The organism is Gottfriedia sp. NPDC058432, assembly GCF_042721555.1.
Classification (GTDB): Bacteria; Bacillota; Bacilli; order Bacillales; family Bacillaceae_G; genus Gottfriedia.
In genome coordinates, this window is the sequence record NZ_JBHXLC010000026.1 from 18,536 (window position 1) to 33,864 (window position 15,329).

12 protein-coding genes are annotated in these 15,329 nt (G+C 35.1%); 11 read left to right on the forward strand and 1 reads right to left on the reverse strand.

The window, feature by feature from the left end:
* Positions 1-14 precede the first annotated feature (14 nt).
* From ligA to gatB, 8 genes are all read left to right on the forward strand, one after another.
* The gene (ligA, locus tag ACFWM3_RS20280) at positions 15-2,015 is read left to right on the forward strand and encodes an NAD-dependent DNA ligase LigA (RefSeq protein ID WP_390312727.1); all 2,001 of its coding nucleotides are present in this window, start codon (positions 15-17) and stop codon (positions 2,013-2,015) included.
* Positions 2,016-2,089: 74 nt separating this feature from the next.
* Positions 2,090-3,292 (forward strand): CamS family sex pheromone protein, encoded by a 1,203-nt coding sequence (locus ACFWM3_RS20285; RefSeq protein ID WP_390312729.1) that lies wholly within the window; start codon positions 2,090-2,092, stop codon positions 3,290-3,292.
* A gap of 202 nt (positions 3,293-3,494) precedes the next feature.
* Positions 3,495-5,042 carry an L-glutamate gamma-semialdehyde dehydrogenase gene (pruA, locus tag ACFWM3_RS20290; protein WP_056474712.1) on the forward strand — a complete coding sequence of 516 codons (1,548 nt, stop codon included), beginning with the start codon at positions 3,495-3,497 and terminating at the stop codon, positions 5,040-5,042.
* Between the two features lie 249 nt (positions 5,043-5,291).
* The gene (locus tag ACFWM3_RS20295) at positions 5,292-6,509 is read left to right on the forward strand and encodes an FtsW/RodA/SpoVE family cell cycle protein (RefSeq protein WP_390312732.1); all 1,218 of its coding nucleotides are present in this window, start codon (positions 5,292-5,294) and stop codon (positions 6,507-6,509) included.
* A gap of 314 nt (positions 6,510-6,823) precedes the next feature.
* On the forward strand, positions 6,824-7,348 hold the full coding sequence (locus ACFWM3_RS20300) for a deoxycytidylate deaminase (protein WP_056474707.1): 525 nt from the start codon (positions 6,824-6,826) through the stop codon (positions 7,346-7,348).
* A 288-nt stretch (positions 7,349-7,636) separates the two neighbouring features.
* On the forward strand, positions 7,637-7,927 hold the full coding sequence (gene gatC, locus ACFWM3_RS20305; RefSeq protein ID WP_056474704.1) for an Asp-tRNA(Asn)/Glu-tRNA(Gln) amidotransferase subunit GatC: 291 nt from the start codon (positions 7,637-7,639) through the stop codon (positions 7,925-7,927).
* A gap of 15 nt (positions 7,928-7,942) precedes the next feature.
* Positions 7,943-9,397 carry an Asp-tRNA(Asn)/Glu-tRNA(Gln) amidotransferase subunit GatA gene (gene gatA, locus ACFWM3_RS20310; protein WP_056474701.1) on the forward strand — a complete coding sequence of 485 codons (1,455 nt, stop codon included), beginning with the start codon at positions 7,943-7,945 and terminating at the stop codon, positions 9,395-9,397.
* Between the two features lie 15 nt (positions 9,398-9,412).
* Complete coding sequence (gene gatB / locus ACFWM3_RS20315) at positions 9,413-10,843, forward strand: Asp-tRNA(Asn)/Glu-tRNA(Gln) amidotransferase subunit GatB (RefSeq protein WP_390312735.1); 1,431 nt, start codon at positions 9,413-9,415, stop codon at positions 10,841-10,843.
* 59 nt (positions 10,844-10,902) lie between these two features.
* Here the strand turns inward: gatB and ACFWM3_RS20320 are convergent, their stop codons facing one another.
* Positions 10,903-11,370 carry a formate/nitrite transporter family protein gene (locus ACFWM3_RS20320; RefSeq protein ID WP_335473197.1) on the reverse strand — a complete coding sequence of 156 codons (468 nt, stop codon included), beginning with the start codon at positions 11,368-11,370 and terminating at the stop codon, positions 10,903-10,905.
* A gap of 262 nt (positions 11,371-11,632) precedes the next feature.
* Between ACFWM3_RS20320 and ACFWM3_RS20325 the strand changes: the two genes are divergently transcribed.
* The 3 genes from ACFWM3_RS20325 to ACFWM3_RS20335 all read left to right on the forward strand — a co-directional run bounded on the left by ACFWM3_RS20325 (position 11,633) and on the right by ACFWM3_RS20335 (position 15,197).
* Entirely contained in the window at positions 11,633-12,517 is an 885-nt protein-coding gene (locus ACFWM3_RS20325; RefSeq protein WP_056474693.1) for a diacylglycerol kinase, read from the forward strand.
* A 109-nt stretch (positions 12,518-12,626) separates the two neighbouring features.
* The gene (gene rlmD / locus ACFWM3_RS20330) at positions 12,627-14,000 is read left to right on the forward strand and encodes a 23S rRNA (uracil(1939)-C(5))-methyltransferase RlmD (protein WP_390312737.1); all 1,374 of its coding nucleotides are present in this window, start codon (positions 12,627-12,629) and stop codon (positions 13,998-14,000) included.
* 213 nt (positions 14,001-14,213) lie between these two features.
* Positions 14,214-15,197, forward strand: a complete 984-nt coding sequence (locus tag ACFWM3_RS20335; protein WP_390312738.1) for a tRNA dihydrouridine synthase — start codon at positions 14,214-14,216, stop codon at positions 15,195-15,197.
* Positions 15,198-15,329 lie beyond the last annotated feature (132 nt).

Below are 15,329 nucleotides of genomic sequence, written 5' to 3' on the forward strand. Positions count from 1 at the left end.
GGGATGGAGAGCTCATGGATCAAAAAATCATTGATAAAGTTGAAGAACTAAGAACAAAATTAAATCAATACAACTATGAGTATTATGTACTTGATCAACCTTCAGTGCCAGATGCCGAGTTTGACTCACTATTACATGAATTAATTAGTTTAGAAGAACAGTATCCAAACATTTTAACACCAGATTCTCCATCTCAACGTATAGGTGGACAGGCAATCGATTTATTCGAAAAAGTCGTTCACAGTCATCCAATGTTAAGCCTTGGAAATGCGTTTAATGAAGGTGATTTAAGAGATTTCGACCAAAGAATTAGACAGGATTCAGCGCAAGCTTCTTATGTTTGTGAACTTAAAATTGACGGCTTAGCCGTTTCACTTCAATATGAAAATGGATTGTTTGTCAAAGGTGCAACTCGTGGTGATGGTACAGTTGGTGAAGATATTACGCATAATTTAAAGACGATTAAAGCAATTCCATTAAGACTTTCTGAGCCAATTACAATAGAAGCTCGTGGTGAAGCATTCATGCCAAAAGCTAGCTTCGAAAAGGTTAATGAAGCGCGTGAAAAGAATGGGGAAGAATTATTTGCAAATCCAAGAAATGCAGCGGCTGGTTCATTACGCCAACTTGACCCAAAAATTGTTGCAAAGAGAGATTTATCGTTCTTTGTTTATGGATTCCCTACAGCTGAAGAATTTTCAATTGAAAAGCATAGCGAAGCCTTAGACTATCTTCACAAACTTGGATTTAAAACAAATACGTTCCGCAAATCATGCCATACAATTGAAGAAGTAATTGCATACGTTGAGGAATGGAAAGAAAAACGCCCATCATTGCCTTATGAGATTGATGGAATTGTCATAAAAGTGGATGAATACAGTACTCAGAAAAAGTTAGGATCAACAGCTAAAGTACCAAGATGGGCTATTGCATATAAGTTCCCAGCTGAAGAGGTAGTTACAAAATTAGTAGATATCGAATTAAGTGTTGGTCGTACAGGAGTGGTAACTCCAACTGCAATTCTAGAACCTGTTCGTGTTGCAGGTACAGTAGTAAAACGTGCATCACTTCATAATGAAGATTTAATTAAAGAAAAAGACATTCGAATTGGTGACTCAGTCGTTATTCGCAAGGCTGGAGATATTATTCCTGAAGTTGTAAATGTACTATTAGATCGTCGTACTGGTGATGAGCAGCCTTTTGCAATGCCAACTCACTGCCCTTCATGTGATCATGAGTTAATAAGAGTGGCAGGTGAAGTGGCACTACGTTGTGTAAATCCTTTCTGTCCATCTCAAATTCGTGAAGGATTAATTCATTTTGCGTCTCGTGATGCAATGAATATCGATGGTTTAGGAGAAAGAGTGGTATCACAATTATTCGATGCTAATTTGATTAAGACATTTACAGATCTTTACCTTCTAACGAAAGAACAATTATTATCACTTGAACGATTTGGAGAAAAGTCAGCAGATAAATTAATTTCTGCAATTCAAACTTCTAAAGAAAATTCACTAGAAAAATTATTGTTTGGTTTAGGGATTCGTCATGTTGGTGCTAAAGCAGCAAAAACATTAGCACAGCATTTCCAAACAATTGATCGACTGATGGAGGCATCTGTTGAGGAAATTACCGGAATTAATGAAATTGGTTCTAAAATGGCCCAGTCAATCAATGATTATTTTTCACAGGACGAAGTAAAAGTACTTATTTCAACGTTTAAAACTGTTGGAGTAAATACTGAATATAAAGGGATTCAAGTAGAAAATATTAATATGGATTCTCTTTTTGCTGGTAAAACGGTAGTATTAACTGGTAAGCTAGAACAGATGACTAGAAGTGAGGCTAAGAAGCAGTTAGAAGCACTTGGAGCAAAAGTAGCTGGAAGTGTTAGTAAGAGTACTGATTTAGTCATTGCAGGTGAGGCTGCTGGATCGAAATTAGATGCTGCACGTAAATTAAATATCGAAGTTTGGGATGAAGAGAGAATGATTAAAGAGCTTCAACCACAATAACTATTTCAATCAACTAGAGGGCGGATTAATGAGGTATTAGTTCGTTCACTTAATAAGTAGAAGGTGTGAGTTAGATGAAAAAACGTATAGGAATGCTCCTATGTTGTTTTTCGCTCATCTTATCTGGGTGTTCATTATCAATAAAGAATGAAGATAAGGTTGTACAAGAGAGCAATAACAAAAAAGGGGAAGACGCAATCATACCCCGTTACTCAATTTCAAATGATTACTACAAGACAATACTTCCATTTAAGCCAAGCAAAACAAGAGGTGCTGTCGTTGCAAATATCGATAATAGACTTGATATTAGTGAATTTGAATTAGGTTTAATGCGAATTGTACAAGAGCAATATTCAACAAAAGATTACTTGTATCAAGAAGGACAATTATTAAGTAAAAAAACAGTGGAATCTTGGCTAAAAAGGAAGTATACTCCTTCACAATTTAAACAAAAACAAGATGCACTTAAGAACGCAAATTTAAAACCGAGTTCGATTACAAACGATGGATTGAATCCAATTCAAACGGACACAAAAAATCTTACCGAAGATCAAAAAGCTAAACAAGCTCCGATTTTTTTAAATTCTATTTTAGAGCAGGATTATCTAAAAAAGAATGGGAAAGAAGTTAAAGTTGAGGGAGTAGCAATTGGTTTAGCAATGAACTCTGTTTATTATTATCAAGAGGAACATGGCTACCCAAGAGAGCTTAAAATACCTCAAGATGAAATGATTAAACAAGGTAAAGCAATCGCTCAAGAAATTTTGACGCGAGTGCGAAAAATGGACGAATTTAAAGATATACCAATCACATTTGCTATTTTCCGTCAGCAAAGCCAGTCATCTGTAGTACCTGGAAACTATGTTGCTATGACTTCAGTTTCTGGAAATGACTTCTCGATTAGTAATTGGGATAAAATAAATGAGAAGTATTATTTATTCCCTTCAGCTGCTGCGACTGCTGATTACCGAGATGATGCAATGAAAATGGTTAATTTTAAATCAGATATAGAAAATTATTTTCCGAATTATACTGGTGTTGTAGGCACTGGTTTTTATAAGGATAATGAATTAATACAACTAAAAATTGATATACCTATGCAATTTTATGGTAAGGCAGAAGTCATAGCTTTTACCCAATATGTAGCGGGACTTATGATGGACCATTTCCCTTCATACTTAAAGGTTGAGACGAATATATTCTCATCTAATGGACAGGAAGCACTCATCGTAAAAGAAGTAAATGCTAAGGAACCAAGTGTGCATATTTATAACTAATAGGAAGAGGACTACTCTTCCTTTTTTTTTATTTAAGGGAAGAATCTGTAAGCGTTTCATATTTGAAGAATACATAGGAATATTGTATTATGTAAATGTGAGTTTTTTATACAGTAGTTATTCTACTAGCAATTTACTGAAAAAACTGATAGAAAAACGGTTACAGTTATTGCTATTTTCAAACTAAAGGGGGATTTATTCAATGGTTATACCTTACAAACATGAGCCATTTACTAACTTTGGCTTAGAGGAAAATCAAGAACAATACAATCAAGGATTAGCAAAAGTTTCATCTTATTTAGGTGAAAAATATCCACTAATCATTGGTGGAGAGCGTATCTTTACAGACGAACAGATCGTATCTGTAAATCCTTCGAATCATAAAGAAGTTATTGGTTCTGTATCTAAAGCAAGCCGTGACTTAGCTGAAAAAGCTATGCAAATTGCTGATACAACTTTTAATACATGGAAAAAAGTTAAACCTGAAGTTCGTGCTGACATCTTATTCCGTGCGGCTGCAATTATTCGTCGCCGTAAACACGAATTCTCAGCTTTATTAACTAAAGAAGCTGGTAAACCTTGGAATGAGGCAGATGCTGATACAGCTGAAGCAATTGATTTCTTAGAGTTCTATGCTCGTCAAATGTTACAATTAAAAGACGGAATTCCTGTTGAAAGCCGTCCTGGTGAATATAACCGTTTCAACTACATTCCATTAGGAGTTGGTGTTGTAATCTCTCCTTGGAACTTCCCATTTGCAATCATGGCTGGAACAACTGTAGCTGCTGTAGTAACTGGTAACACAGTTCTATTAAAACCAGCAAGTACAACTCCAGTAGTTGCTTACAAATTCTTAGAAGTATTAGAAGAAGCTGGATTACCTGCAGGCGTAGTAAACTTCGTACCAGGTAGTGGTGCTGAAGTAGGAGATTACTTAGTTGATCACCCTCGCACTCGTTTCATCAGCTTTACTGGCTCTAAAGAAGTAGGTATCCGTATTTATGAGCGCGCTGCAAAAGTAAACCCAGGTCAAATCTGGTTAAAACGTGTTATCGCTGAAATGGGCGGTAAAGACACAATGGTAATTGATAAAGAAGCTGATTTAGAATTAGCTGCTAAATCAATCGTTTCATCTGCATTCGGATTCTCTGGTCAAAAATGTTCAGCATGTTCTCGTGCGGTAATTCACCAAGATGTGTATGATCAAGTTCTTGCTCGTGCAATTGAATTAACAAACGAATTAACTGTTGGAAACCCAGAAGACCGTTCAACTTACATGGGTCCAGTTAATGACCAAGCTGCTTTCAATAAAGTAATGAGCTACGTACAAATCGGACGTGAAGAAGGCCGTGTAGTAACAGGTGGAGAAGGAGACGACTCTACTGGTTGGTTCATCAAACCAACAATCGTTGCTGACGTTGCTGAAGACGCTCGTTTAATGAAAGAAGAAATCTTTGGACCAGTTGTAGCATTCTGCAAAGCTAAAGACTTTGATCACGCTTTAGAAATTGCTAACAACACTGAATACGGTTTAACAGGTGCTGTAATCTCTAACAACCGTGCAAACATCGAAAAAGCACGTGAAGACTTCCACGCTGGTAACTTATACTTCAACCGTGGATGTACTGGTGCAATCGTTGGTTACCAACCATTTGGTGGATTCAACATGTCAGGTACTGACTCAAAAGCAGGCGGACCAGACTACCTAGTTCTTCACATGCAAGGTAAAACAACTTCAGAAATGCTTTAATAAATAGAGTAAAGGTTTGTTTTATAAACATCCTTTAATAGAAGAAACCCCACGAAGAAATTAATTCTTTGTGGGGTTTTCTTTGTATTACATTTCATTTCTTATTTATCATCAAAAGATAAAGATTACTTTTGTCTATAGTATGTCTAAAAATAGAACGTTTTCCGAAACATCAGCTTGTTCCGTAGTAAATGGAATCAAGCAATTAGTATAATGGTTAAAAGAAATGAAAGTTAGAGGACTTTGAGTATGAATCCTAAAAAAGATCTTTACAAATCCTATGACTTTATAATGCTAATTTTAATGTTTTGTTTAATGTTTATTAGTATAATTGCAATCTATTCGGCTAGTAAAAGTGGTCAGTATCAGGGAAGTTTTGTAGTAAGGCAAAGTGTTTTTTATTTCATTGGACTTACAGTATCTCTATTAGTTGCGAAAATTGATCTTAATCGAATCAAAAGGATAAACTGGATTATTTATGGAACAAGTATTGTATTTTTAATTGTTTTAATGTTTGCTCCTGAAAGTATTGCGAGACCAGTTAACGGGGCAAAAGCATGGTTTCAGCTACCGTTTATTGGTTCATTTCAACCTTCAGAATTTATGAAGATAAGTTTGCTTATCAGTATTAGTGCCTTGGTAGATAAACATAATAAGATATTTAAAATAAATAATGTAAAAACGGATTTAATATTGTTATGTAAAATTCTACTTATTTCGTTGCCACCTTCTTTAATTGTTCTTAAACAACCCGACACTGGAATGACTATGATTTTTCTAGTCATTATTTTCTCCATCATATTGTGTTCTAAGATTAAAACATCAATTGTGTTATTTTTAATATCAATTCCTACACTTATGATCTCTACTCTTTTAGTTATTTTAACTAAATTTCCGAATTACTTTGAAGTAAGAATATTATCTTTATTAATGCCTCATCAGAGAAGTAGAATTGAAGGCTGGTTAGATCCATTTGAGCATAGTGATGCTGGATTTCAAACAAAACAGGGCTTACTTGCAATTGGTACTGGCCAACTTTCTGGAAAAGGATACTTAAATGGAGTTGTCTACATCCCAGAAGAACATACTGATTTTATTTTTGCCAATATAGGTGAAGAGTTTGGATTTGTTGGGGGTGCTTTATGCATAGCTTTGTTTTTTCTATTGCTAAGTAGAATAGTGAATATTTCTTTAGATGCATTGAAAAATGCCAATAATTTGTTTGGAACTTTGATTTGTGTAGGTACGGTATCGGTATTAGCTTTTCAAATCTTTCAAAACATAGGAATGACAATAGGTTTGCTACCTGTAACAGGTATTACGCTACCATTTTTAAGTTATGGTGGGAGTTCACTGTTATCAAATATGATATTAATAGGATTAACACAATCAGTTAGGAATTCTTATAATGGATACATTTTCTATAGTTTAGAAAGAGGGGAGTATGGAAAAAGAAATATTCGGTAAGAGAATGAAAGTTTTACTATACATAGTCGCTAGTTTGTTTTTGATTATCATTTTAAAATTGTTATACATTATAATAATTTAGAAAATTTTTTAATTTAGTGTTTTTTTAATTATTATTTGTGAATCATTTCATAAAAAGTACTAAATAATAAATTTACCAAATTCAGAATCATTATATATTAAGTACCTTGAAGGGTGTAAATAAATTTACGCTCTTTTTGTTATGCCCAATACTTTACTTCCAACTAAACCCTTCCCCATATTATTATGCTATAATTTTAAATAAACAATAGTGAACAGAGAGAAGGGATACCATGCAAATTTTACAGAGAATTATTCAATTAGTAGATTCAATTCCTTTAGGAACTCGTGATGATTGGGACTCTTATTTTTTAGGACAGGCATTTATAACTTCTCTTCGTTCAACTTGTGGAAGTCGAAGGGTTGGAGCAGTTATTGTAAGTGATAATAGAATAATTGCTTCTGGGTATAATGGATATCCAAAGGGAGCTAAGCATTGTATTGATGGGGGATGCCCGCGATTTGCTGCTCGTCAAGAAGGGTTATTAGATAGTGGTAAATACTCAGATCAATACCCTTGTGATGCTTTCCATGCTGAAGAAAATGCAATTTATCAACTAGTACAATCAGGGATTCAAAAAACAAAAGGTGATAATTGGACAATCTATTGTACAACTGCACCATGTCGAGCTTGTGCGAAAATGATAAATGGAGCGGGGATTACCAGAGTTGTTTATAATGTGGGCTATCCGGATGATTATTCAATTGAGTATTTTAAAAAATATGGAATTGAGCTAACAAGAATCCCTACCGAATAAACTTTAATCCATATTTAAACAAACGTTTGATTAATTTTTATAAGTAGGTAAATCCTGTACAGACTGTTTGAAAGCGTAAGTCTTTCGAGGTTCGTGATCCTACTGAGAAGCGGAGTTGTCCAATCCGATAATGAGCTTCAGTTAGGTGAAGAAACGAAGAAAGCGAGCGTATGACGGGCAGTCTGTAATTATTTTACTTGGATTTAAGTGGAATGTTGCCCGACACATGGGAAATTTGGTATTATCAGTATATTGTATGTTGTGCGAATAATATGGAGGTGCATATAAATGTCAAAAATTACAATGGAGCAAGTTAAGCACGTTGCTCATTTAGCGCGTTTAGCGGTGACTGAGGAAGAAGCAGAGAAGTTTTCAAAACAACTTGGAGCAATTTTAGATTTTGCTGAGCAGTTAGGTGAACTTGATACAACAAATGTGAAACCAACTACGCATGTTCTAAAAATGCGTAATGTATTACGTAAAGATGAGCCAGGTCAAGGTTTACCAATTGAAGAGGTACTGAAAAATGCACCAGACCACAAAGATGGACAAGTTAAAGTACCGTCAATATTGGATTAAGGGGGGGGAATTAGAATGTCATTATTTGAATATACAGTTTCAGAATTACATAGCAAATTAAAATCAAAAGAGATTAAAGTAGAAGAATTAGTAAATGAATCATATGAGCGAATCTCTGCAGTTGATGGTGAAGTAAAATCATTTTTAACTTTAAATGAAGAGCAAGCGCGTCAACAAGCGAAAGCACTTGATGAAAAGCCTTGGGATGAGTCTCGTGGAATTCTTTCTGGTATGCCAATTGGTGTAAAAGATAATATCGTTACAAAGGGTCTTCGTACTACTTGTGCGAGTAAAATTCTTGAGAACTTCAATCCAATTTATGATGCGACAGTTGTAACGAAATTAGCACAAGCTGAAAGCATTACGATCGGTAAATTAAATATGGATGAATTTGCAATGGGTTCATCTAATGAAAATTCTGCGTTCGGTGGTACTCGTAATCCTTGGAATACTGAATATGTACCAGGCGGAAGTAGCGGTGGGTCTGCAGCTTCAGTTGCTGCTGGAGAAGTATTATTTTCTTTAGGTTCTGATACAGGTGGATCAATCCGTCAACCAGCTTCATTCTGTGGAGTTGTTGGTTTAAAACCTACATATGGTCGTGTATCTCGTTCTGGTTTAGTAGCATTTGCTTCTTCTCTAGATCAAATTGGCCCAATTACTAGAAATGTAGAAGATAATGCACTATTATTACAAGCAATTTCAGGATTAGATGCAAGTGACTCAACTTCAGCAAATGTAGAAGTTCCTTCATTTACTAAGGCGTTAACAGGTGATGTAAAAGGTCTTCGTATCGCTGTACCTAAAGAATATTTAGGAGAAGGTGTTGGTGAAGAAGCTCGTGCATCTGTTATGGCTGCTTTAAATTTATTAGAAAGCTTAGGTGCTACTTGGGAAGAGGTTTCATTACCACATTCTAAATATGCATTAGCTACATATTATTTAATTTCTTCATCTGAAGCATCTGCTAACTTAGCTCGTTTCGATGGTATTCGCTACGGTCATCGTGCAGTTGATGTAGAAAACTTAATTGATCTTTATAAGAAAACTAGAGCTGAAGGCTTTGGTGATGAAGTAAAACGCCGTATCATGTTAGGTACTTATGCATTAAGTTCTGGTTACTATGATGCTTACTATAAAAAAGCTCAACAAGTACGTACATTAATAAAAGAAGATTTCGAGAAAGTATTTGAAAACTATGATGTTATTATTGGACCAACTACACCAACTCCTGCATTTAAAGTAGGCGAAAAAGTAAGTGATCCAATGACAATGTACGCAAATGATATTTTAACGATTCCAATTAACTTAGCGGGTGTACCTGCGATTTCTGTTCCTTGTGGTTTCCACAATGGTCTTCCATTAGGATTACAAATTATTGGTAAACATTTTGATGAGTCTACAATTTATAGAGTTGCCCATGCATACGAGCAAGCAACTGACTTTACAAAACAAAGACCACAACTATAAGGAGGCGCGGGAAAGATGAATTTTGAAACGATAATCGGTTTAGAAGTACACGTAGAATTAAAAACAAAATCAAAAATCTTCTCACCAAGCCCTAATGCGTTTGGTGCAGAACCAAATACAAACACTGGTGTAATCGATTTAGGTTATCCAGGTGTGTTACCAGTATTAAATGAAGAAGCTGTAAACTTTGGTATGAGGGCAGCAATGGCATTAAATTGTGAAATTGCAACTGAAACAAAGTTTGACCGTAAAAACTATTTCTATCCTGATAATCCAAAAGCTTACCAAATCTCTCAATTTGATAAGCCGATTGGTGAAAATGGATGGATTGAAATTGAAGTTGGTGGCAAAAAGAAACGGATCGGCATTACTCGCGTTCACTTAGAAGAGGATGCTGGAAAGTTAAATCATACAGATGAAGGTTATTCATTAGTAGACTTTAACCGTCAAGGAACTCCATTAATTGAAATCGTTTCTGAGCCGGATATGAGAACACCTGAAGAGGCTTATGCATATTTAGAAAAACTTAAGTCAATTATTCAATTCAGTGGTGTATCAGATGTAAAAATGGAAGAAGGCTCACTTCGTTGTGATGCTAATATTTCTTTACGTCCATTTGGACAAGAGAAATTCGGTACAAAAGCAGAATTAAAGAACTTAAACTCATTTGCTTTCGTTCAAAAAGGACTAGAGCACGAGCAAGTTCGCCAAGAAAAAGTATTATTATCTGGTGGAGTAATCCAACAAGAAACACGTCGTTACGATGAAGCTACAAAGACTACAATCTTAATGCGTGTAAAAGAAGGATCGGATGATTACCGTTACTTCCCAGAACCAGACTTAGTTGAACTATACATTGATGATGAGTGGAAAGAACGTGTTCGCAACAGTATTCCCGAGCTTCCAGATGCTCGTCAAAAACGCTATGTAGAGCAATTAGGTTTACCAGCATACGATGCAATGGTATTAACTTTAACAAAAGAAATGTCTGATTTCTTCGATGAAACTGTTAACAATGGTGCAGATGCAAAATTAGCATCTAACTGGTTAATGGGCGAAGTTTCAGCATACTTAAATAAATCACAAAAAGAACTACATGAAGTTGCTTTAACGCCTGAAAACTTATCTAGTATGCTTAAGTTAATTACAGACGGTACAATCTCTTCTAAGATTGCGAAAAAAGTATTCACTGAGTTAATCGAAAACGGCGGAGACGCAAACGAAATTGTAAAAGCGAAAGGCTTAGTACAATTATCTGATGAAGGCGCACTTCGTAAAATCGTTATTGAAACTCTTGATGCTAACCCACAATCAATTGAAGACTTTAAAAATGGTAAGGACCGAGCTATTGGTTTCCTTGTTGGTCAAATGATGAAAGCGACTAAAGGCCAAGCGAATCCACCACTATTAAATAAGATCTTAATGGAAGAAATTCAAAAAAGATAATTCTTTCAATAAAAAAACTACGAGCTTATTTGCTCGTAGTTTTTTTGCATTGTTTAGTGTCAAAATGATTCAATAATATGGTTGGCTTGTTGATGCATACAAAAGGATATCCACTTTACTGTTGGATCGTTATATAATCCTGTTATATGTATTAATAAAGAAAAACAACCAGCACCTAGTATATTTCCAATGTAAGATATAAGCCATAAATGTAACACCTCTGGCCATTTCATTTTTCCTCTTATGGCAGTATAGGCAAAATAAAATATGTTTCCTATAAATAGGTCAGCACCGCCATATGCAATTAGAAGAATGGCGACGGTAATTGTTATAGCAGCCATTGGGTAGGCAAAAGGTGTATACGCAGCATGAAAGAAATGACCTGATTTAAATGCTACTATAACTCCGAAGCCTAAAAACATACTAGCCATTATTGCTCTTAATAAAAAACGCAAAACACTATCACGGTAAATTTTTAACTTTTTTAGTGCAAAATACTCAACATTCACAAACGGTTTGTTTTCCATCTCATTATCAATCCTTAATTCTACTTTAATGTATTTATCATCAATATGTACTATAATAGTTAAGTTGTTCAAAATGGTTGAAAAATATAGCAAAGAAACCAATGTAATATAAATTTAATATAATATAATTATGCTTTTTAATCTGGGTTTGAACATGCTTTATAAAGGTAAAAATAGATAAGTAAATGGAAAAAGTTTACTACAAAAACTTTTTAGGTTAGGATATAAGTTAGAGAACTTAAATAAATAAGTAGGATGGTTAATGATGAAACGTGCTAGAATTATCTACAACCCTACTTCTGGTCGTGAAATTTTTAAGAAAAAGCTTCCCGATGTGTTGCAATTGTTCGAGCAAGCGGGTTATGAAACCTCTTGTCATGCAACAACCGGTGCAGGAGATGCGACAATCGCAGCAAGAGAAGCATGTGAAAGAAAATTTGATTTAGTTGTAGCTTGCGGTGGAGACGGAACACTTAATGAAGTCATTAGTGGTATGGCAGAACAAGAATATCGACCAAAGTTAGGATTAATCCCGGTTGGGACAACAAATGATTTTGCTAGAGCAATTGGTGTGAATGTTTCAATTATGGAAGCGGCTGAAGTCATAACAAATGGGCAAACTGTACCCCTTGATATTGGAAGAGTTGATGATAAATATTTTGTAAATATTTTAGCTGCCGGTAAAATTACAGAATTAACATATGAAGTACCTAGTAAACTAAAAACAATGTTAGGACAGCTAGCATATTATTTAAAAGGTATTGAAATGTTACCAAGAGTTAAGCCTACACGATTAAAAATTGAGTATGACGGAAAAGTATTTGATGAAGAAGCATTTTTGTTCTTATTATCGAATACTAATTCGGTTGGTGGATTTGAAAAAATCGCTCCTGAGGCAAGCATTAATGATGGTCAATTTGACTTATTAGTCTTAAAGAAATCAAATATTGCCGAAATCATCAGAGTATGTGCTCAGTTATTAAAAGGTCAGCATGTACAAAATGAATTTGTTCTTTATACTAGAGCAAGCCATTTGAAAATTATGTCTGATGAAAAACTACTATTAAATATTGATGGTGAGTTAGGTGGAGAAACACCATGTACTGTCGATATGCTTTACAATCATCTAGAAATCTATGTACCATAATAAGTGAAATAGTAGTAAATACTAGAAAAAGTAACCACGGTAGTTAACGTGGTTATTTATTTTGTATAATGAAATGGTTTAATAAAAGGTTGAAAGGTAGGTAAGGGACTTGTCGAAAAGAGTGTTACCTGTAGAAAAGAATCAATTCATAGATGTTGAATTTATCGATTTAACTCATGAGGGGCATGGAGTTGCAAAGGTGGATGGATATCCGATCTTTGTACCAAATGCACTTCCTGGTGAAAAAGCACAAATTAAGGTGCTAAAAACAAGCAAAGGCTTTGGGTTCGGTAAAATTATTGAATTCCAAAAAGAAAGTGATGTTCGAGTTGAACCAATTTGTTCGATTTACGATCAATGTGGTGGTTGTCAAACTCAACATATGAGCTATGAAGGCCAACTTGAAGCGAAACATAAACAAGTAGTAGAAGTTGTAAAACGAATTGGGAAACTTGATGACGTAGTAATCCATCCAGTGCTAGGAATGGAAAATCCATGGAGTTATCGTAACAAAGCACAAGTTCCAGTAGGGGAACTAGAAGGTGGACTAGTTGTTGGTTTCTATCAAAAGAGAAGCCATGAAATTATTCCAATGAATGAATGCTACATTCAAGGAAAAGAAAATGATGAAATGATACAAGCTGTAAAAGATCTTTGTGAGGAATTAAAAATTGAGCCATACGATGAAGTTGGCCATAAAGGACTATTGCGTCATATTATGGCACGCTATGGATACTATACAAATGAATCAATGCTAGTCCTTGTTACAAATAAAAAGAACTTTGCCCAAAAAGACGAATTAATAGCTAGAATTGTTGAGAAATATCCAACAATTACAAGTATTATTCAAAACGTAAATAATGAAAAAACAAATGTGATTCTTGGAAATCAAACAATTGTATTATACGGAAGTGAAACAATTAAAGATAAAATTGGTGATATTACTTTCGAAATTTCAGCTCGATCATTTTATCAAGTAAACCCTACACAAACGAAGGTTTTATATGATAAAGCACTCGAGTATACAAGCTTAAACGGAAGTGAAACAGTTATTGATGCATACTGTGGAATCGGATCAATCTCCTTATTTTTAGCTCAAAAGGCTAAAAAGGTTTATGGTGTTGAAATTGTACCAGAAGCGATTGAAGATGCGAAACGAAATGCAAGAATTAATGAGATGACAAATGTTGAATTTGAAGTAGGGAAAGCTGAAGAAGTTATACCTAATTGGTACAAGCAAGGTATTACAGCGGAAGTATTAGTTGTAGACCCTCCAAGAAAAGGTTGTGACGAGGCTTTATTAAATACAATCATTGAGATGAAACCGAGCAAAGTAGTTTATGTATCATGTAATCCTGCTACATTAGCAAGAGATTTACGAGTACTTGAAGACGGTGGTTATAAAACAGTAGAAATTCAGCCAGTGGATATGTTCCCACATACTAGTCACGTAGAAGCTGTCGCGAAATTAGTACTTAAGTAAGAGAACTGACACTAATCCTTTTCAACCAAGTGTTCTACAAGGTACTTTAGTTTTTAGCAAAACCTTTATGAATTATGAACATAGGTTTGCTGGTTGATGGCGTGGAAATAATAAGTGAATAAAGGTATAAGTGTAAGCAAGGACATCTTGCTTTTTAATTTTGGGATATGAGAATTGACTGGAATCCCATAATGAGAGGATTTGAAAATTAAGATGAAAGATAATTTTTGGCGTGATTTACCGCGACCATTTTTTATACTGGCACCAATGGAAGAAGTGACGGATGTTGTTTTTCGCCACGTTGTAAGTGAAGCAGCCAGACCAGATGTGTTTTTCACAGAGTTTACAAACAGTGAGAGTTATTGTCACCCAGAAGGAAATAAAAGTGTGCGTGGGCGTTTGGCTTTTACAGAGGATGAACAGCCAATGGTAGCTCATATTTGGGGAGATAAGCCTGAATTTTTTCGTCAAATGAGTATTGGTATGGCAGAACTTGGTTTTCGTGGTGTGGATATTAATATGGGCTGTCCTGTACCTAATGTGGCAGGGCACGGAAAGGGAAGCGGCCTGATCCGACGTCCAGAAGTTGCAGCAGAATTAATACAAGCAGCAAAAGCAGGAGGATTACCTGTAAGTGTAAAGACAAGGATTGGTTTCTCTGAGGTAGACGAATGGCGTGACTGGCTAACTCATATTTTGAAACAAGACATTGCCAATCTGTCCATCCATCTTCGTACAAGAGATGAAATGAGCAAAGTGGATGCACATTGGGAACTAATACCGGAGATAAAGAAACTTCGCGACGAAGTGGCACCAGATACACTCTTAACGATCAATGGGGATATCACTGACCGTCAAGTTGGCTTAAAGCTCGCTCATCAATACGGTATTGATGGGGTTATGATTGGGCGTGGTATTTTCCATAATCCATTTGCTTTTGAAAAGGTGCCGACAGAACATAGCAGTAAGGAACTACTTGATCTCTTAAGATTGCATATGGATCTCCATGATAAATATTCATATTTAGAGCTGCGTTCGTTTAAGGCTTTACATCGCTTTTTTAAGATATATGTTCGTGGGTTTAGAGGGGCAAGTGAATTAAGAAATCAATTAATGAGTACATCATCAACAGATGAAGTACGTGCAATGCTTAATAACTTTGAGTCAAAGAATCTTGATGGAATATTAGAACTGTAAAAGTGTCAGCCATTGTGTTGTCGATTACAGTCTACACATATAAATACAATTAAAAAGTACTCTCTAGAGTAGACACTTTAAAAGTCTAGCTATAGGGTACTTTTTTTGTTTTTATTATACAATCTAGAACTT

Bases quoted from the DNA above. Each gene is read 5' to 3' on its own strand.
- ligA (WP_390312727.1), top strand. From the start codon at position 15: ATGGATCAAAAAATCATTGATAAAGTTGAAGAACTAAGAACAAAATTA.
- ACFWM3_RS20285 (WP_390312729.1), top strand. From the start codon at position 2,090: ATGAAAAAACGTATAGGAATGCTCCTATGTTGTTTTTCGCTCATCTTA.
- pruA (WP_056474712.1), top strand. From the start codon at position 3,495: ATGGTTATACCTTACAAACATGAGCCATTTACTAACTTTGGCTTAGAG.
- ACFWM3_RS20295 (WP_390312732.1), top strand. From the start codon at position 5,292: ATGAATCCTAAAAAAGATCTTTACAAATCCTATGACTTTATAATGCTA.
- ACFWM3_RS20300 (WP_056474707.1), top strand. From the start codon at position 6,824: ATGCAAATTTTACAGAGAATTATTCAATTAGTAGATTCAATTCCTTTA.
- gatC (WP_056474704.1), top strand. From the start codon at position 7,637: ATGTCAAAAATTACAATGGAGCAAGTTAAGCACGTTGCTCATTTAGCG.
- gatA (WP_056474701.1), top strand. From the start codon at position 7,943: ATGTCATTATTTGAATATACAGTTTCAGAATTACATAGCAAATTAAAA.
- gatB (WP_390312735.1), top strand. From the start codon at position 9,413: ATGAATTTTGAAACGATAATCGGTTTAGAAGTACACGTAGAATTAAAA.
- ACFWM3_RS20320 (WP_335473197.1), bottom strand. From the start codon at position 11,370: ATGGAAAACAAACCGTTTGTGAATGTTGAGTATTTTGCACTAAAAAAG.
- ACFWM3_RS20325 (WP_056474693.1), top strand. From the start codon at position 11,633: ATGATGAAACGTGCTAGAATTATCTACAACCCTACTTCTGGTCGTGAA.
- ACFWM3_RS20335 (WP_390312738.1), top strand. From the start codon at position 14,214: ATGAAAGATAATTTTTGGCGTGATTTACCGCGACCATTTTTTATACTG.